This window comes from Kribbella rubisoli (genome assembly GCF_004217145.1).
GTDB lineage: Bacteria > Actinomycetota > Actinomycetes > Propionibacteriales > Kribbellaceae > Kribbella > Kribbella rubisoli.
This window is the reverse complement of the sequence record NZ_SHKR01000015.1, coordinates 449,683-467,040: the sequence shown is the minus strand read 5'-3', so window position 1 is coordinate 467,040 and position 17,358 is coordinate 449,683. Positions and strand designations below refer to the sequence as shown.

The window sequence follows — 17,358 nt, the reverse complement described above, 5'->3', positions numbered from 1 at the left end:
GAGACAGCGCATGACATCTCGCGAGCGGCGGATCGCCGACTTCATCGAGCCGTTCCGGGTCGAACCGGGCTCGAAGGTCAACCTGGCCAAGGACTTCGAGCCGGACTTCAGGGGCACGATCCGTTCGAAGAAGCGCGGCCGCAAGCTGCTGAACCAGGGCATCGAGCTGCTGTCCGAGTACCAGTCCCGGCTGTACGCGCAGCACACCCACGGTGTCCTCGTTGTCCTGCAGGCGCTCGACGCCGGCGGGAAGGACGGCACCATCCGCCATGTCATGACCGGAGTGAATCCGCAGGGTGTGGCCGTGAGCAGCTTCAAGGTCCCCTCCAACGATGAGCTGGATCACGACTACCTCTGGCGCTACGGGCTGCGCCTACCGGCACGCGGTCAGATCGGCATCTTCAACCGATCGCATTACGAGGAAGTGCTGGTCGTCCGCGTGCACCCCGAACTCCTCGACCGGCAGAAACTCCCGCCCGGATCCCGCAAAGGGCTGTGGAAACGGCGTTATCGCGAGATCAACGAGTGGGAGCGAACCCTCAGCGACAACGGCATCATGATTGTGAAGCTCTTCCTGAACCTGTCCAACGAGGAGCAGCGGACCCGCTTCCTGCGCCGGATCGACCTTCGCGACCACAACTGGAAGTTCTCCGCGGCCGACATCCGCGAGCGCGACTACTGGGACGACTACCAGCGCGCGTTCTCGACGATGCTGTCCAGGACCAGCACCGACTGGGCGCCCTGGTACGTGATTCCCGCCGACCGCAAGTGGTACGGACGCATCGCCGCTGCCGCGGTGATCGCCAACACGCTGATCGAGATCGATCCTCGCTATCCCAAGGTCGGGAAGAAGACACGCGAAGCCCTGCAGGAGATCAGGCGCGACCTCGAGGCACAGGCCCCGGAGGGCGCGGCGGCCGATCCGTTCAAGCAACAGTAGGCCGAGGGGGGTACGGCGAACGTGGCCGACGACGGCAAGCACCCGGCGATCAAGACGCCCGCGTGGCAGGAGTACGTGCCGGGTGCGGGCGTGGCCAGGTCGTACCAGCGGGCGTGGCTGCCCAAGGACATCGTCGCCGGCCTGGTCCTGTCCGCGCTGCTGGTGCCGCAGGGCATGGCGTACGCCGAGCTTGCCGGCTTGCCGCCGGTGACCGGGCTCTACACCTCGATCCTGTGCCTGCTCGGCTACGCGGTCTTCGGTCCGTCCAGGGTGCTGGTGCTCGGTCCCGACTCGTCGCTGGGCCCGATGATCGCGGCGACGATAGCGCCGCTCCTGCTGGCCAACGGTGATCCCGCTCGGGCCGTCGCGCTCGCGTCGATGCTGGCGGTGATGGTCGGCGTGGTGATGACGGTCGCCGGGCTGGCCCGGTTCGGGTTCGTCGCGGACCTGCTGTCGAAGCCGACCCAGATCGGCTACATGAACGGGCTCGCGCTGACCATCGTGATCGGTCAACTGGCCAAGCTGTTCGGGTTCTCGGTCGACGCCGACGGGCTGCTGGCCGAGGCAGGCGCCTTCTTCTCGGGGCTCGCGGACGGCGACGCCAACACGACGGCCGCGCTCCTCGGGATCGGTTCGCTCGCCGGCATCCTGCTGCTGAATCGGTTCCTGCGCAAGCTGCCGAGCGTCCTGATCATCGTGGTGCTCGCCTCCATCCTGGTCAGCGCGTTCGACCTGCAGTCCCACGACGTCGACACGGTCGGCAAGCTCCCCCAGGGGTTCCCGCCGTTCACTGTCCCAGGGGTCAGCTGGAGCGATCTGCCACCCTTGTTCGTCGGAGCGCTGGCCATCGCTGTCGTCGCGCTCGCCGACACGATGTCGACGGCATCGGCATTCGCCGCCCGCAGGGGCGACCGGGTCCGCGGGAACCAGGAGATGGTCGGCATCGGCGCCGCCAACATCGCGGCAGGGTTCTTCCAAGGCTTCCCGGTCAGCACCAGCGGGTCCCGCACGGCGGTCGCCGAGCAGGCCGGTTCCCGGTCCCAGGTGACCGGTATCGTCGGCGCCGCGACGATCACCGTGGTCCTGGTCGTCGCCACCTCTCTGATGCAGTACGTGCCGCAGCCGACCCTGGGCGCGATCGTCATCGCCGCCGCCCTGTCGTTGGCCGACATCGCCGGGACGCGCCGGTTGTGGCATCAGCGGAAGACCGAGTTCGGGCTGTCCATCATCGCGCTGCTCGGCGTGGCCCTGCTGGGTGTCCTGCCCGGCATTCTGATTGCCGTCGGCCTGTCGATCCTGAACGTCTTCCGCCGCGCCTGGTGGCCGCACGAGGCCGAGCTCGGCCGGGTGGAAGGAATCGCCGGCCTGCACGACACCAAGAGCTATCCCGACGCCGAGCTCCTCCCTGGTCTGGTCGTCTACCGCTTCGACGCACCGCTGATCTTCGCGAACGCGCGGATGTTCGGTGAGAAGGTGCGGGAGATCGCCTCGGACGATCCCGAGGTCCGGTGGATCATCGTGGCCGCCGAGCCGATCACCGACGTCGACACCACGGCCTCCGACATGCTGCAGGAGCTGGACGCCTGGCTCAACGCGCGCGATGTCTCCCTGGTGTTCGCGGAGCTGAAGGATCCGGTCCGCTCGAAGATCGAGCGGTACGAGCTCACCCGCACGATCAACCCGGCGCATTTCCTCCCGACCCTCGACGCGGCTGTCGCCGAATACGTACGGCAGACGGGCGCGAGCTGGCACAGTCCGCAGCCGAAGACCGACGACCAGGATTCGCGGCGGTGAGCCGGATCATCCCGCGGGGGTGACGACTCGGGACCGCAGGAGATCGAGCCTGGACTGACATCGAAGATGGAGGACGTCATGCCTGTGCAGTTCCGGGGATCGATCAACGTCGATATTCGCGACTCAGTGCCGGACTGGTCGCCGTTCGAGCCGGCGAAGGCGCCGGACGGTGCGCCGAATGTCGTCTACATCGTCCTGGACGACGTCGGCTACTCGGCCATGAGCTGCTACGGCGGGCCGATCGAGACCCCTAACATCGACGCGATCGCCGCTCGCGGGGTGCGTTTCACCCAGTGGCACACGACGGCGCTGTGCTCACCGACCCGGTCGTGTCTGCTGACCGGCCGCAACCACACGCGTAACAGCATGGCGTGCATCACCGAAGCGGCGATCGGATTCCCGAACGCGAGCGGCACGATCCCGCCGGCGAACGGGATGCTCTCGGAGATCCTCGGAGAGCGCGGCTGGAACACCTACATGGTGGGCAAGTGGCACCTGTGCCCGACCGACGAGATGAACCTCGCGTCGACGCGCCGCAACTGGCCGTCCGGCCGGGGCTTCCAGCGGTGGTACGGGTACCTCGGGGCCGAGACCAACCAGTGGTATCCCGACCTCGTCTACGACAACCACCCGGTCGAGCCGCCGCGCTCCCCCGCGGAGGGCTACCACCTGACCGACGACATCACCGACAAGGCGATCGAGTTCATCAAGGACGCCAAGGCGATCGCTCCGGACAAGCCGTTCCTCCTGTACTACGCGCCTGGCGCCTGCCACGCACCCCACCACGCACCGAAGGACTGGATCGAGAAGTTCGCCGGCCGTTTCGACCAGGGGTACGAGGCGATGCGGGACGAGACGCTGGCGCGCCAGAAGAAGCTCGGTCTGGTACCGGAGAACACCGAAGTCGCACCGCTGAATCCGATCGGCTCGCCCCAGACGCGCAGCGGCCCGGACCACCAGCCGTTCCCGGAGCTGGACTACACCCGGCCGTGGGACACGCTGAACGCCGACGAGAAGCGCCTCTTCGCCCGGATGGCCGAGGTGTACGCCGGATTCCTCGCGCACGCCGATCACCACATCGGCCGGTTGCTCGCCTACCTCGAGCAGATCGAGCAGTTGGACAACACCATGGTCGTGGTCGTGTCCGACAACGGTGCGAGCGGCGAAGGCGGTCCGAACGGCTCGGTCAACGAGATGAAGTTCGCCAACGGGATCCGCGACGACCTGGCCGAGAACCTCGCCAAGCTCGACGACCTGGGTGGCACCAGGACCTATAACCACTACCCGAACGGCTGGGCGATGGCCTTCAACACCCCGTTCAAGATGTGGAAGCGGTACGAGTACAACGGCGGCACCGCTGACCCCTGCATCATCTCGTGGCCGAAGGGCGTCCGGGCACGCGGCGAGCTCCGTCACCAGTACCACCACGCGATCGACATCGTCCCGACGATTCTCGACGTACTGGGCGTCGAAGCGCCGGAGACGATCAAGGGGCACACCCAGAGCACCTTCGACGGGGTGAGCATGCGCGGCAGCGTCGACGACGCATCCGCAGAGTCCGGACGAAAGACACAGTTCTACTCGATGCTGGGATCCCGCTCGATCTACCACGAGGGGTGGAAGGCGGTCACCACCCACCCGACCGTTTCCGGCTGGGCCAACTTCAACGCCGACGAATGGGAGTTGTACCACGTCGAGGTGGATCGATCCGAGATCAAGAACCTCGCGGCGGAGCAGCCGGACAAGCTGCGCGAGCTGGTGAACATCTGGTTCGCGGAGGCCGGGGCGAACAACGCGTTCCCGCTCGACGATCGCTCCGCGCTGGAGATCCTCACCACCCCACGGCCCCAGCTGAGCGCGCCGAAGGACCGGTACGTGTACTACCCGGACACCGCCCCGGTGTCGGAGTGGCAGGCGGTCAACACCCGCAACCGCTCCTTCACGATCGGCGCGCTGGTCGACATCCCGGCGCCGGGAGCCGAAGGTGTGTTGTTCGCGATGGGGGCCAGATTCGGTGGCCATGCGCTGTACGTGAAGAACAATCGTCTCCACTACGTGAACAGTTTCGTCGGCGCGCTGGAGCAGCAGATCGTCGGGACGAAGGACATCCCGACGGGTAAGAACCTGATCCTGTCGGCCTCCTTCGAGAAGCAGGGGATGGACCCGGACGCCGCGACCGGAACGCTCTCGCTCTTCCACGGGGACGAGAAAGTCGGCGAGGGACACATCAAGACCCAGCTCGGAGCCTTCGCCATCGCGGGTTCAGGCCTGTACGTCGGCAGGCACGGCGGCGAGCCGATCACCGACGACTACCCGGGCGAGCCGCCGCACTACTTCACCGGCGGCACGATCAACCGGGTGGCCGTCGACGTCAGCGGTGAGCCGTACATGGATCTCGAACGCGAAGCCGCCCTGATGCTGATGCGAGAGTAGGAGATCCCGGCTGTGACGACTGATCACGCCCTGCTGGCGTCCTGGCGGGACACCCCGGCACGACAGGTGATCGTGGACTACGTCGACCGAGCCGTGCAGGAGGGCGGGGCGCAGTACGTCCCGCCCTCCGAGCGAATCGCGGTGTTCGACAACGACGGCACACTGTGGTGCGAGAAGCCGATGCCGGTCGAACTCGGCTTCATCCTCCAGCAGCTCGCCGAGACGGCCGAACAGGATTCAAGCCTTCGCGCACAGCAGCCGTGGCAGGCTGCCCGGGACAAGGACTACGCCTGGCTCGGGGACATGATCACCAAGCACTACCACGGCGACGACAGCGATCTGAAGGTACTCCTGGACGGCATCCTCCAGACGTTCGCCGACATGAGCGTCGACACCTACGCGGAGATCGCCGAGCGCTTCCTCCGGACGGCGCGACACCCGATGCTCGGGCGGCTGCTCCGGGAGTGCACCTACGTCCCGATGGTCGAACTGTTGCGCTACCTGGAGGCCTACGGGTTCACGACCTACATCGCGTCCGGGGGCGACCGCGACTTCATGCGACCGATCACCGAGGAGGTCTACGGTATCCCGGCCGAGCGCGTCATCGGCAGCTCGGCCGGGCTCAGGTACCGCGGTGACGACACCGGAGGTTCGATCGTCTACGAGGCGAAGATGGACGGCTTCGACGACGGCCCGATGAAACCGGTACGCATCTGGAGCCGGACCGGCCGGCGACCTGTCGTTGCCGGCGGCAACTCCAACGGCGACGTCCCGATGCTCAGGTACGCCGGGCGTCCCTCGCGTCCCGGACTCCGGTTGCTGATCCTGCACGACGACGAGGAACGCGAGTTCAGCTACACCGCCGGAGCCGAGGCGTCACTCGAGCAGGCCCGCACCCAGGACTGGACGGTGGTCAGCATCAAGAACGACTGGGCAACCGTCTTCGCCGACAAAGTCCGCGACGACTAGAAGCTCCCGATCCCCTTGCCGATCATGACGACGCCGATGACGAGGAGAAGGACGGCCATAACCACCGTGTTCTCCCGGACCAGCCATTCGCGCAGAGTCTCGAGTGGCTGGGCCATTCGGTCGGCGGCCGCGAGGTCGGCGATGACAGGCAGCGCGACGGTAGCCGCGGCGATCGCCGTGTAGACAGCGATGACGACGACCGTCTGCGTGGTGTCGATGCCGCCGGCACCAATCGCGATGCCCGCCCCGGCCGCCATGATGAGGTTCTTGGGGTTCAGCGCGGACAGGAGAAGGCCGAGGCCGATGCCCTTGACCGGTGTCAGCGTGTCGATGGCCGACATCCATTTCGGTAACTCGGGAGCTGCCTGACCGTGTGGACGGCCCCGCCACTGTTTGGCGGCCAAGAGGATCAGAAGTATGCCGAGGGCGAGTCTGATCGTGCCCTGGATCGGGCGCGATGCGTCCGAGTCGTCCTCGGGCAGGGCAGCGGAGAGCAAGGTGAAGGACACGATCGCAACGACGATCCCGGCGATCCAGCCGCCCAGGAACCCGACGCCGGTAGTCTTCGCGTTCGGCGACAGCAGCATGAGGATCGCCGCGATGATGGGGATCGGACTGATCGCGACACCCAGCGCGAGGGGAAGGATCTCCCCGAGCACACCGCCCATACCTACCCCTCCGCACCGCCTGTCAGCACTCGTTCAGGGCCGCTGTTTGCCGTCGAGCTGGGCATCCCTGTGGCTCCTTGTGATGGCCGACGGTCAGCGCGCTGGACAGCTCTCCTTCAACGCGGTGCCCAACGACGTCGCCGCGGTGCCCACCTGCCTGAGCGCCGAGCTGATCGCCGGCCCCTTCTGTCTGAGGTTGTCCGCGGTCAGGCCACTGGCCGCGGTCTCCAACTCCGAGAACGCCGTTTTGACGCCGTCTACGGCGGGCCGCAGTGCGTCCGATGCCGAGGCTGCCGCGGTGTTCAGGCTGGTCTTGACGTCGGCCACGGCGGCGTTCAGCGCGGTGAGACCGTCCTGTAGCGGCTCTACTTTCGTGAGCGTGTCCAGCGAGGACTTCAATGCCGACGAGGCAGCGCAGTCCGCCGTCGGCTCCCCTGCTGCCGGCGTCGAACTGTCGCTGCAGGCCATTGGTACGACGAGCAGGACGACGGCCAGCAGAGCGCCGACGACCGCTCGACGTACGCCGGTTCGCGGCATGACCGCTCCCCCGCGACTACTCCGCGGCTTTCTTGACCTCCGCGGCACTGTCCGCGTCGACCTCGTGCTTGGTGAGCTTGGCGGCGTGCGAAAGGGCCTTGTCGACGTCCGTCACCCACGTCTCTTCGAAGAGCGCCACGATTCCCGAACTGTCGACCGGCAAGGCGTCTTCGACGTCAGCCTTGATCGCCTTCTTCTCCCGGTGGGATTTCAGGCCGCCGATACCGAGTCCCGCACCCGCACCGATCGCAGCGCCGGCCAGCAGGCTCGGCGGGAAGATCAGCCCGACGACGGCACCGCCTACCGCGCCCCACATCGCACCCTTCCTCGCCGTGTGGAAATCGTCGTCGACGTGGATCTTGCCGTCGGAGTCACGGCTGACCAGGACGAGTCCGTCGACCTTGATCACATCGTCCGAAGCGGCCTGCTTGATGGCGTCCCAGTCACCTTGCGCTGCGCCCGCGTCCGGATAGGCGGCGATGTACAGATCGACTGGAGCCTTGCTGTCAGATCCCACGGGTCTCTCCTCTGGATCGGGCGACCGCGACCGCGCGCGGTCGCGGTACTTCTCGCCCTCACCATCGCCTCGACCCCGGGTGGAAAGCCTCACCCCGGGCGGACTATGTACGCCGAGCGGCGTGCCCTCCCGGGTCGGATCACCCCGCGCGGATGATGCTCACCATCGGCCCTCGCGCAACGATCCAAGTCGGCTGTCGCCCCACCGGGGGTGCCTGGGAAAGCGCGAAAGGAATGACATGGGGTGCTTCTTCGCCTTGCTTGCCGGGGTCTTTCCGCGCCTGGCACTGCTGTTCGTCTGGGTGGCGCGCCCCAAACTGGTGGACGCCGCCTTCGACTCGTGGTTCTGGCCACTGCTCGGCATCATCTTCCTACCCTTTGCGACGCTGATGTACGTCGTCCTCTACACCGGGGGCGGCCTGACCGGCTTCGACTGGTTCTGGGTCGTCTTCGCCGGGTTCCTAGACATCGTCCATTGGGGCGCCGGCTGGACCCAGCGCCGCCAGGCCCCCGGCTACCCGGGCGGCGTCCAGGCCTGACACCGAGGTTCATCCACGCGGGGTGAGGTTCCGTTCGCCCGTGGCGGCGACGATCGATCCCTTAGCCCGAGCGGCGAGGAGGCGCGGCATGGCTGTTCCAGACCCAACGCTGTCCGGACGTACAGAAAGCGGCGTGCCGGCCGGGACAGCCGAGGCGAAGCGGCCCTCGAAGGGGCGTTCGGCCGCGGTGATCGTCTGCTTGGTGCTGGCGGCGTTGCTGACCACTCCGGCGGCGATCGCGTACTGGGGACAGCGCACGCTGAACGACACCACGCGCTACGTGAACACCGTCGGCCCGCTGGTGGACTCGCCGGAGGTGCAGGACGCCATCGCTACGAAGGTCACCGACACGATCCAGGAACAGGTCGACATCGAGGCGCTCCTCAACGCCGTGTTCGCAGGTGTCATCACCGACCGTCCGCGTCTGCAGCGACTGGTCGGGCCGCTGTCCGGCGCGATCAACAGCCTGATCGACCGCCAGGTCCGGGAGTTCCTCGCGTCGGATGCGTTCGCCGACCTCTGGACAGCCGCCAACACCAGGGCCCAGCAGACGCTCCAGCGCATCCTGAAGGGTGATCAAACCGGAGCCGTCTCGCTGCAGGATGAACAGATCGTCCTCGACGTCTCTCAGGTCATCGACCAGGTCAAGCAACGCCTGGTCGATCGAGGCCTCACGATCTTGCAGAACGTGCCTGTCCCCGACGTCGACAAGCAGATCGTGCTGGTGGAAGCGCCGCAGGTGAAGCAGCTGCGAACGATCTATGCGTTCGCGAACCCGGTTGCGCAATGGCTGATCGTGGTGGTGGCCGGGCTCTATCTGCTTGCGCTGGTGCTCTCGCGCCGGCGTCCCCGGACGACGGTAATCATCGGGGTGCTGCTGGCGGTGAACGCGTTATTGATCGCCGCGGCGCTGACCGTCGGACGGCAGTTGTTCATCGACGCACTGTCGGGTACGACGTTCGGTCCGGCGAGCGCGGTCTTCTACGACACGCTGCTGTCCTACCTCGAGCGTGGCCGGCAAGTGTTCTTCCGGCTGGCTCTGGCGATCATTGTCATCGGCTGGTTCACGGGACCCAACAAGTCCGGCACCGCCGTACGCGCTGCCATCCGCGATGGCTTGGAAGGTATCGGCGCGGCCCTGTCCAACGGTCCGGTCGGCACCGCGGGCCGGTGGGTCGCGGTCAACGCCCGGTGGCTGCGCGTGGCCGTCGGCCTGCTGGGCGCCGTCGTACTGCTCTGGGGCAACAACATCTCGACCGGCAGGCTGTTCTGGTCGCTCGCGCTCGTGGCCCTGTTGCTGGTCGTCGTGCAGCTCCTGGTCGGCGCCGGCCGGGCTTCGTCCGCCTCCCGTCCCGTCCCACCGGCCGAAGCCGTTCCCGGAACCGCGAACTAGCCGGCTGTGGCAGCGGCGGCGGGCGCACATGAACATCGTCTGGGCCGCTCTGGTCATGGTCGTTTCGACGGCGGTCACCGTCACTGCAATGCTTCTCGTGCGCAGGCGGGCGCCGAAAGGCAGCTACTTCAGTGACGGTGATCGCGCCTCGGGTGTCTTCGGCGTGCTGGCCACCGGGTTCTCCGTGCTGCTCGGTTTCATCATCTTCTTGTCGTTCACGTCGTACGACCAGTCGCGAGCCGGCGCCGAGTCGGAGGCGACGATCGTGGCGCAGCAGCTTCAGACGGCCCAGTTCATGCCCGGCAAGACGCGTGCGGAGCTCACCGGTGAGCTGAGCTGCTACGCACGGTCCGTGGCCGGGGTCGAGTGGAATGCGCTGAACACAGGCACGCTGGGCAATTCGGTCAACCCGTGGGGCGTGGAGATGTTCCGGACGATCTCGACCGTCGATCCGCGAACTCCGACCGAGCAGTCGGCGTACGACCGCTGGATGGATCAGACCGCCGATCGGGAGCAGGCGCGCATCGACAGGGTGCACGGGGCGGAGGGGATCATCCCGGCGCCCGTGTGGCTGGTCCTGTCGGTGATCTCGGTGGTGATCTTCGTGTACCTGCTGTTCTTCGCCGACCCGGGCGAGCGCGCGCTGACGCAGGGCATCCTGATGGGCAGCGTGACGGTCGTCATCACCCTCCTGCTGTTCCTGCTGGTGTTCTTCGACCATCCACACGGCGCCGGCGTCGGCAGGCTGCAGCCGACAGCGATGGTACGAACCATCGGCCTGATCGACACGCAGGTCAAGCTGCTCGGGCTCGACGTGACTCTTCCGTGCGCGGATGACGGCAGCCGGCGCTGACGAGCGGCCCGGGCGCGGCCGGACCTGGCAGGAGGTGCTCGTCACCATCCTGCTGGTGGTCGCCGCCCTCGGTACGTCGTGGAGCAGCTACCAGGCGACCAGGTGGACGGGAGAACAGGCCAAGGTGGCCGGCCGCCTCAACGCGATCAGGATCGACGCTGCCCGGGCCCAAGGCCTGGCCCAGTCCCAGAGCCAGGTGGACGTCGCCACGTTCATCGCCTGGGTGGACGCGGATCGCCGAGGTGAGGCCGACATCGCCGACTTCTACGCCCACCGTTTCCGCCCGGAGTTCCGGCCCGCGTTCAACGCCTGGATGGCGACCCGGCCGTCCACCAACCCGGATGCGCCGCCGACGCCGTTCGCCATGCCGCAGTACCAGCTCGCGTCGCACCAGGAGGCCGAACGGCTCGACGCGGCCGCGGCGGCCTCCACGGCCGAGGTCCTCCGCGACCTCCAAACAGCCAGCAACTATGTGCTCACGGTCGTCCTGTACGCCGTGGTCCTGTTCTTCGCCGGGATGAGCACCAAGATCGCCGGCCGGCGCCTGCGCTGGATCCTCATCGGGATCGGCTGCCTCGTCTTCGTCATCGCCATCGCCTGGATCGCCACCTTCCCGGTCAGTGTCGAGATCTGAGCAGGTGGCCCGGCTCGTCCCCTGAGGATGATGCCGCGCCCGAGGTGATTCGACAGCCTGGTGTCACCCTCCGCGACGGCGGAACGGTTCGATCACGACGTGGCACAAGGGAGTGAATGACAGTGGCACACGGTGCAGCGGCATCGCATTACGAAAGCGCGGGCGAGGAACACGAGGTCAGCGGCTGGGCAATCGGGTTCGTCCTGTTCGCCGGCGTCATGATGGTCCTGGCCGGAGGCTTCCAGATCTTCTCCGGTCTGGTGGCGCTCTTCCAGAACGAGTTCTACGTCAGCACCCGCAACTACCTGTTCCAGTTCGACGCCACCGCGTGGGGCTGGATCCACCTGCTGTTCGGCGTCCTGGTGATGGTGGCAGGTTTCGCGGTCATGGCAGGCCAGACCTGGGCGCGGGTGGTGGCCATCGTCCTGGCGTCGTTGAGCGCTCTGGCCAACTTCACCTTCATCCCGTACTACCCGTTCTGGGCGCTGACCATCATCGCCATCGACATCTTCGTCATCTGGGCGCTGGCCGTACACGGACGCGATGTCCGCGATTTCACCAGCTGACGGCCGGTTCGTTGCGCTCGAGTCCTGGACTCAGCCTGCTCGGCGCCGGGCATCGTCGACATACGGAAACGGGTTTCCCGATGCTCGTGCGCCGGAGGCGAGCCAGGCCGCGAAACCCTCCGGAGATCGCCGATGGAGCTCGTCGAGGTACAGCTGCCGCAGTTCGACGACGGACTGGCGCTCCGCAGCTGTACGGGCAGTCTCCAGCAGCAAGAAGCTCTGGCGCCAGATCAGGCACAACTCCACGTCGGCGAGGGAACTGAGCTCTCGCTCCGGGGCGTCCGCAGGACCGTCGGCGGGCGACGTCGCGGGGTCGCGGGGTGTCGCCCGCTCCGGATGTACGACGGGAGCATCCGCCTGCGCGCGCCGTCGCGCCCGGAAGCGCGAGGTGAGAGCCGGCGTGGTCGCCGCCAGTGCCAGCACGATCAAGACGCCGGCGAAGCCGAGGACCGCTATCAGGCCCACGGCGGCCGGCATGATCAGCGCGATGGCGAAGGTGACCCGAGCGATGCTGAGCGCCGCGGGCCGCCCATGCCCTTCCCAGGTGGACGAGGCGATGACTGCTGTCACCATCGCGACAACGAACACACTGATGAGCACGCGTCCCAGACCCCAGTTGCCGATCGCACAGACGAGGCCCGCTGTGACAGCCAGGTCGACGCACCACATCCGGACAGTTCGGCCGCGGCCGCGGGAGGTGCTGGGTTCGGATCCATCGGCGCCGGATGACCGCATCATCTCGCTCACGTTCTCAGTCCTTTGCCCCGGTTCTCGATCGCGTCTTTCGCCACCGAGCTCAGAGCGTCAGCATGCACGGGGCCGGCAGGTCGTCGCCTCCTCCCGCCGGGGTGAGAACCGCTCAGAGCCCTGCGCCCGCAAGCGGTCATGAGTCTGGCCCAGGCGACGGTGGACCACGCCTCATCCCTGCGGGGTGAGCTACCCCGCTCAGTCCTGGGGCAGCATGGTCGGTAGTCAATCGCCGGGAGGGGAGATGCCGGGGGGTCAACAGGCAGACAAAGGGCGCGGACATCGCTGGACCCCGATTCGCGAGGATGGGCAGACGCCGCTGGCGGGAGCATCGGCCATGCTCTGGAGGACCGTCGTACGGCAGCGTCTTCTGGACTTGGTGAGCCGAGGAGTACGGCGGCCGCTGACGCTTGTCAGTGCGCCGGCGGGCTTCGGAAAGACGATGCTCCTGCTCTCGTGGGAGGCACTCGGCACCTGGTCCGGCCCGGTCGAGCACGTCGCTGTGGACGCCGCCGATGAACAGACTGCGGCCTCGATGCAGTCTGTGCTCGACGGTCTCCGTCGCAGAGCTGCCGCCCGCGCAGAAGATCCTGCGCTGGTCCTCGTGGTCGACTGCGGCGACCTCTGCCTCACGCCCGAACTCGGGGACAGCCTCGACCGCGTCATCCGCGACGATGCCGCAAGGATACGGATCGTCCTGCTGACCCGCGCGGACCCGCCGTTGCCTCTTCACAGCTATCGGCTGGCGGAGATGCTGACGGAGATTCGCGCGGCCGACCTCGCCTTCACGGCGGAGGAGGCAACCGAGCTGATGCGGCGGGAGAATCTTGATCTGGCACCGGTCGAGGTGGCCGAGCTCCGGGCGAGGACGGACGGCTGGCCGGCGGGTCTGGCGTTCGCGGCGATGAACCTGGCCGGAACGGCCGACATCGCCCAGACGATCCGAGCGTTCCGTGGCGACATCGGGAACGTGTCGGCGTTCCTGATGACCGAGGTACTCCAAGCGCAGCCGGGTGTGCAGCGGGAGTTCCTGCTCCGGACCTGCATCGTCGACCAGCTCTGGCCTGCGCTGGCCGAGGCGCTGACGAGTCGCGTTTGTGACCGCCGGTCGTTGGAGTTCATGTCGCATGAGAACGCGTTCATCCGGCGCGTTCCGGGGACCGACGGCTGCTACCGGTACCAGTCACTCTTCCGTGAGTTCCTCCGGGCCCAACTGTTGTTCGAGCGGCCGGATCTGGTCACCGAGCTGCACCGAACCGCTGCCGGTTGGTTCGCACAGAACGGGCACCGGCTGACAGCGGTCCGCCACGCCATCACGGCCCTGGAGTGGGGCGACGCGGCACGGTATCTGGTGGAGGATCTCGACTTCGCGAAGCTACTTGTCGGGCCCCGGCGGGCGCTCCTGCCAGTGTTGGTCGCTGACCTTCCCGACGACCTGGACGGAGCGGGTGCCGCCGTGGTCCGGTCCGTTCGAGCGCTGGCAGCCTTCGATATCGACGTGTGCGCCGCGGAACTGAGCAAGGCCCGAACCAGTCTGGAGCGAGGTGTCCTGCCTCCGACCCGCTTCTACGATCTGGCCATCACCGTGCTGGAGGCGATCTGTACGAGTCTCGAGGCCGATGTAACCAAGGCGTTGGACGCGAGCCTCGCCGCCGAGGCCGCGCTCCGAGCGGCATCGGCCGGATCGAGCGGCCCGCCTCCGGAGGCGAAGGTACTCGTTGCCGGATGCAAAGGTAGGGTCCTGCTCGAGCGGGGGGACCTCCCTGGAGCCTCGGAGGCCTTCGCCGAGGCGATCGCGATCGCCGACGAAGCCGGTCTGCACGAGGCCTTGGCGCACGTCTTGGGGATGGCCGCGCTGGTGGAGGCGGTGTGGGGACATCTGCGTCGGGCCGGCGAGCTCGCCGAGCAAGCAACCGCGATGGCGGAGGCCGGGGGTCACCTCGATGAGCCGCAGTCAGCGATCGTGGCCCGAGCCTGGGTCAGCGTCGACCGGGGTGAGGTCACGGCAGCACGGGACCTGGTGCATCGCGCCGGGGACGCCGTACCGACGCTCGATGCACGCATGCTGGCCGCCTTCGGGGCTCTGGTCCGCGCAAGAGTGCTCCGATCGGGCGGACAGGCTGAGGTGGCCCGTGCTGAGCTCAGGGCGGCCGCCGACGGCTACGGTGCGGGGATCGACGACTGGCTCGGCCAGTCCCTCGTCCTCGACGAGGCGAAGATTCTCGTGGCTCAGCACCTGCCGCATGAGGCAATCGCCGTGATCGAGGACTCTCCTGGCCGCGACCAGGTCGAATCGATCCTGGTGCTGCAGCGGGCGGCTACCGAGGCCGGCCAGCAGGGTCCTGCCCCGACGTCCGCGGTCGGCCACCGCGCCACGTCCCTGGAGACACAGATCGACAGGTACCTGGTTCAAGCCGCGGAGTCGATCAGAACCGGCGACTCCCGCCGGAGCAGCGTCCAGGTCGAGCGCGCCTTGAGGCTGGCCGCACCCGAACACTTCCGCCGTCCGTTCTCGCACACACCGCCACAACTGCGAAAGTTGCTCCAGCCAACCAATGAATTGATGCGACGTCACGCCTGGCTCCACGCGCCGCGACCTGGGCGCGAGCGTGCGGCGGATCAATCGAGCCGGACCCGCTACGAACTGGTTGTCACCAACACCTTGAGCAGCAAGGAGCACGAGGTGCTCCGGTACCTCGCCGAACTACTGACAACCGAAGAGATCGCCAACACCATGCACGTCTCGGTCAACACGGTCCGCAGCCACGTACGGAGCATCCTGCGCAAGCTGAGCGCCTCCCGGCGCAATGAGGCAGTACGGCGAGCATGGGACCTGGGACTGCTGCCCCAACGCCCCGAGACCTGACAAGCCGCCGCACCAGGTTGAACGGTCCGCCGGCTCCCGGAGGTGACAGGTGACAGAGGCAACCTTCGCGGTCCTCGCGCTCCTCGTCCTTGTGTGGGCAGTGACCTCGGATCTCCTGGCCCGCTTGAACATCACCGGCCCGCTCGTGTTCGCCGTCGCCGGCTACGCACTGGGGAATCCTGACAGCGGCCCGCTCTCGGTGGACGTCGAGGCGCCGTCCATCCACCTGATCGCGGAGCTGACGCTGGCGCTGCTGTTGTTCTCGGATGCTGCCAGAGTCAACGTGTCACGACTCAAACGAGACATTCGCCTACCCGGCCGTCTGCTCGCGTTCGGCCTTCCGGTGTCCGTGATCCTGGGCTCTCTCCTGGCCGCCTGGCTTTTCGACGACTTCACCTGGGCACTGGCAGGCTTCGTGGGCGCCACGCTGGCTCCCACTGACGCTGCACTCAGCGCGCAGGTGATCAACGATCGCAGGATCCCCGTGCGCCTGCGTCGCGCACTCAATGTGGAAAGCGGACTCAACGACGGCATCGTCACACCTGTCGTCACGTTCACACTGGCTGTCGCTGCGGGCCTACTCGGGATAGAGAGTCACGACGGCGTCGCCGACGACAGCGGCGGAGCCTTGCTCGAACTCGCCGTCGGTCTCGTCGTCGGCCTGGTGGTCGGTACGACGAGCGCCTGGCTGCTGTCCATCGGCTCTCGACGCCGCTGGATGAGTACGGGTGCAACGCGGCTCGGAACACTTGCGGCCGCCCTCGGCAGCTTCACCCTCGCCGTCGCGTTCAGCGGCAACGGCTTCATCGCAGCCTTCGTCGCCGGCATCGCCTTCAGAGCGGCACTCGACCAGGATGCTGTCGACGCGGACTCCGCCGTCGAGCTGCCGGAGCTGCTCGGTGAGGTCCTCGCCCTCGCCGCCTGGTTCCTCTTCGGTGCCGCGCTGGTGCCGATCGCCCTTCACAACTTCGACCTCACGCTGCTCGCGTACGCCGTACTGAGCCTGACCGTGGTTCGCATGGCTCCGGTCGCCCTGTCGCTGCTGGGAACGGGTCTTGATCGCAGGACCGTTGTATTCATGGGCTGGTTCGGCCCGCGCGGTCTGGCATCGGTCGTGTTCGCGCTGCTGGCAATCGAGCAGCTCGGCAACCTCCCGGTGGTCGAGCGATCCGTCGCCGCCGTTGCGCTCACGGTGTTCCTGAGTGTGGTGCTCCACGGTGTCACGGCCGGTCCTCTCGGACGCCGCTACGTCCACCTGGAACAGGTTGAGGAAGACCTGAGCGCCGGGCCCCGATCACGACGTCCCGCCCAGCATTCTCCGCAACCTCCAGCACCCTTCAGGACCGATCAGCCGTGACGGAGCCGCCCGGCAGGCAACGGCCACCGGGGCCAGGACACCCTCCCCCATCGGGTTAACCGTTTTGGAGTACAGTCGAAGCGGTGGTCCCGAGAGTGCCGCGTCGGCACGGGAAGTCAGAGGGCTTGTATACATGGGTTCCGACCCCGGCGACGAGGTAGATCCTTCACTCGCCGACAGCGTGGAGACGGCCGCGCTCAGAGAGCAGGCAATCGGCGTTCTGGCCGAGTATCACCAGATCGAGCCGGCCGAGGCGCGAACGCTGCTGTTCGTGCTGGCGGAGTATCTCGGCCGCTCGGTCGATGTCGTAGCAGCTGACGTCGTCGAGAGCGCGGCCGCGCGCCGTGCGGAGATCGACGATCCACCGCAGTCCCACGACCTTGCTCCGGAATGACGACTTCTTCCAGGACGCACGCACGATTTTGCTGTCCTACAACGGGTTTCGGCTCTTGGCGCCATCCGCCCCTCAGAGGATGACGCCAAGAGCCCTGCCCATTCGACGCTAGGTCCGCCCGGACCACTGCGCCTCATCCCTGGTGGACGATC

The 17,358-nt window shown here is 67.2% G+C and carries 16 protein-coding genes; 12 read left to right on the top strand and 4 right to left on the bottom strand.

Annotated elements, in window-relative coordinates; all coding sequences use genetic code 11:
- Positions 1–10: 10 nt before the first annotated feature.
- From EV645_RS31670 to EV645_RS31655, 4 genes are all read left to right on the top strand, one after another.
- On the top strand, positions 11–940 hold the full coding sequence (locus EV645_RS31670; RefSeq protein ID WP_130447709.1) for a polyphosphate kinase 2 family protein: 930 nt from the start codon (positions 11–13) through the stop codon (positions 938–940).
- A 21-nt stretch (positions 941–961) separates the two neighbouring features.
- A complete protein-coding gene (locus EV645_RS31665; protein WP_242000784.1) occupies positions 962–2,734 on the top strand; it encodes a SulP family inorganic anion transporter in 1,773 nt (590 codons plus the stop codon).
- Positions 2,735–2,812: 78 nt separating this feature from the next.
- Positions 2,813–5,167: an arylsulfatase gene (locus tag EV645_RS31660; protein WP_130447708.1), complete on the top strand. Its 2,355-nt coding sequence runs from the start codon at positions 2,813–2,815 to the stop codon at positions 5,165–5,167.
- A 12-nt stretch (positions 5,168–5,179) separates the two neighbouring features.
- A complete protein-coding gene (locus EV645_RS31655; RefSeq protein WP_198681981.1) occupies positions 5,180–6,136 on the top strand; it encodes an HAD family hydrolase in 957 nt (318 codons plus the stop codon).
- On the opposite strand, the gene EV645_RS31650 is transcribed toward EV645_RS31655, so the two are convergent.
- The 3 genes from EV645_RS31650 to EV645_RS31640 all read right to left on the bottom strand — a co-directional run bounded on the left by EV645_RS31650 (position 6,133) and on the right by EV645_RS31640 (position 7,858).
- On the bottom strand, positions 6,133–6,804 hold the full coding sequence (locus EV645_RS31650; protein ID WP_130447707.1) for a GAP family protein: 672 nt from the start codon (positions 6,802–6,804) through the stop codon (positions 6,133–6,135). The genes EV645_RS31655 and EV645_RS31650 overlap by 4 nt on opposite strands.
- 93 nt (positions 6,805–6,897) lie before the next feature.
- Entirely contained in the window at positions 6,898–7,341 is a 444-nt protein-coding gene (locus tag EV645_RS31645; protein ID WP_130447706.1) for a hypothetical protein, read from the bottom strand.
- A 16-nt stretch (positions 7,342–7,357) separates the two neighbouring features.
- On the bottom strand, positions 7,358–7,858 hold the full coding sequence (locus EV645_RS31640) for a DUF1269 domain-containing protein (protein WP_130447705.1): 501 nt from the start codon (positions 7,856–7,858) through the stop codon (positions 7,358–7,360).
- A gap of 238 nt (positions 7,859–8,096) precedes the next feature.
- Here EV645_RS31640 and EV645_RS31635 point away from each other — a divergent pair, with 238 nt between their 5' ends.
- The 5 genes from EV645_RS31635 (at position 8,097) to EV645_RS31620 (ending at position 11,842) form a co-directional block, all read left to right on the top strand.
- Positions 8,097–8,396: a hypothetical protein gene (locus EV645_RS31635; protein ID WP_198681980.1), complete on the top strand. Its 300-nt coding sequence runs from the start codon at positions 8,097–8,099 to the stop codon at positions 8,394–8,396.
- 88 nt (positions 8,397–8,484) lie between these two features.
- The gene (locus tag EV645_RS41980) at positions 8,485–9,789 is read left to right on the top strand and encodes a hypothetical protein (RefSeq protein WP_157997198.1); all 1,305 of its coding nucleotides are present in this window, start codon (positions 8,485–8,487) and stop codon (positions 9,787–9,789) included.
- A 28-nt stretch (positions 9,790–9,817) separates the two neighbouring features.
- Complete coding sequence (locus tag EV645_RS31630; protein WP_157997197.1) at positions 9,818–10,642, top strand: bestrophin-like domain; 825 nt, start codon at positions 9,818–9,820, stop codon at positions 10,640–10,642.
- Positions 10,623–11,276, top strand: a complete 654-nt coding sequence (locus EV645_RS31625; protein ID WP_130447703.1) for a hypothetical protein — start codon at positions 10,623–10,625, stop codon at positions 11,274–11,276. The genes EV645_RS31630 and EV645_RS31625 overlap by 20 nt, the downstream gene beginning before the upstream one ends.
- Before the next feature lie 116 nt (positions 11,277–11,392).
- The gene (locus EV645_RS31620) at positions 11,393–11,842 is read left to right on the top strand and encodes a DUF7144 family membrane protein (protein WP_198681979.1); all 450 of its coding nucleotides are present in this window, start codon (positions 11,393–11,395) and stop codon (positions 11,840–11,842) included.
- 30 nt (positions 11,843–11,872) lie between these two features.
- Here the strand turns inward: EV645_RS31620 and EV645_RS31615 are convergent, their stop codons facing one another.
- Positions 11,873–12,589: a hypothetical protein gene (locus tag EV645_RS31615; protein WP_130447702.1), complete on the bottom strand. Its 717-nt coding sequence runs from the start codon at positions 12,587–12,589 to the stop codon at positions 11,873–11,875.
- A gap of 337 nt (positions 12,590–12,926) precedes the next feature.
- On the opposite strand from EV645_RS31615, the gene EV645_RS31610 reads away from it, so the two are divergent.
- The 3 genes from EV645_RS31610 (at position 12,927) to EV645_RS31600 (ending at position 17,206) form a co-directional block, all read left to right on the top strand.
- Positions 12,927–15,455 (top strand): helix-turn-helix transcriptional regulator, encoded by a 2,529-nt coding sequence (locus EV645_RS31610; RefSeq protein WP_130447701.1) that lies wholly within the window; start codon positions 12,927–12,929, stop codon positions 15,453–15,455.
- 49 nt (positions 15,456–15,504) lie between these two features.
- Positions 15,505–16,812, top strand: a complete 1,308-nt coding sequence (locus EV645_RS31605; RefSeq protein WP_130447700.1) for a cation:proton antiporter — start codon at positions 15,505–15,507, stop codon at positions 16,810–16,812.
- Positions 16,813–16,945: 133 nt separating this feature from the next.
- The gene (locus tag EV645_RS31600; RefSeq protein WP_130447699.1) at positions 16,946–17,206 is read left to right on the top strand and encodes a hypothetical protein; all 261 of its coding nucleotides are present in this window, start codon (positions 16,946–16,948) and stop codon (positions 17,204–17,206) included.
- Positions 17,207–17,358 lie beyond the last annotated feature (152 nt).

Excerpts from the sequence above, each read along its gene's own strand:
- EV645_RS31635 (WP_198681980.1), top strand. The coding sequence starts at position 8,097 with ATGGGGTGCTTCTTCGCCTTGCTTGCCGGGGTCTTTCCGCGCCTGGCA.
- EV645_RS31630 (WP_157997197.1), top strand. The coding sequence starts at position 9,818 with ATGAACATCGTCTGGGCCGCTCTGGTCATGGTCGTTTCGACGGCGGTC.
- EV645_RS31620 (WP_198681979.1), top strand. The coding sequence starts at position 11,393 with ATGACAGTGGCACACGGTGCAGCGGCATCGCATTACGAAAGCGCGGGC.
- EV645_RS31625 (WP_130447703.1), top strand. The coding sequence starts at position 10,623 with ATGACGGCAGCCGGCGCTGACGAGCGGCCCGGGCGCGGCCGGACCTGG.
- EV645_RS31650 (WP_130447707.1), bottom strand. The coding sequence starts at position 6,804 with ATGGGCGGTGTGCTCGGGGAGATCCTTCCCCTCGCGCTGGGTGTCGCG.
- EV645_RS31610 (WP_130447701.1), top strand. The coding sequence starts at position 12,927 with ATGCTCTGGAGGACCGTCGTACGGCAGCGTCTTCTGGACTTGGTGAGC.
- EV645_RS31660 (WP_130447708.1), top strand. The coding sequence starts at position 2,813 with ATGCCTGTGCAGTTCCGGGGATCGATCAACGTCGATATTCGCGACTCA.
- EV645_RS41980 (WP_157997198.1), top strand. The coding sequence starts at position 8,485 with ATGGCTGTTCCAGACCCAACGCTGTCCGGACGTACAGAAAGCGGCGTG.
- EV645_RS31670 (WP_130447709.1), top strand. The coding sequence starts at position 11 with ATGACATCTCGCGAGCGGCGGATCGCCGACTTCATCGAGCCGTTCCGG.
- EV645_RS31600 (WP_130447699.1), top strand. The coding sequence starts at position 16,946 with ATGGGTTCCGACCCCGGCGACGAGGTAGATCCTTCACTCGCCGACAGC.
- EV645_RS31645 (WP_130447706.1), bottom strand. The coding sequence starts at position 7,341 with ATGCCGCGAACCGGCGTACGTCGAGCGGTCGTCGGCGCTCTGCTGGCC.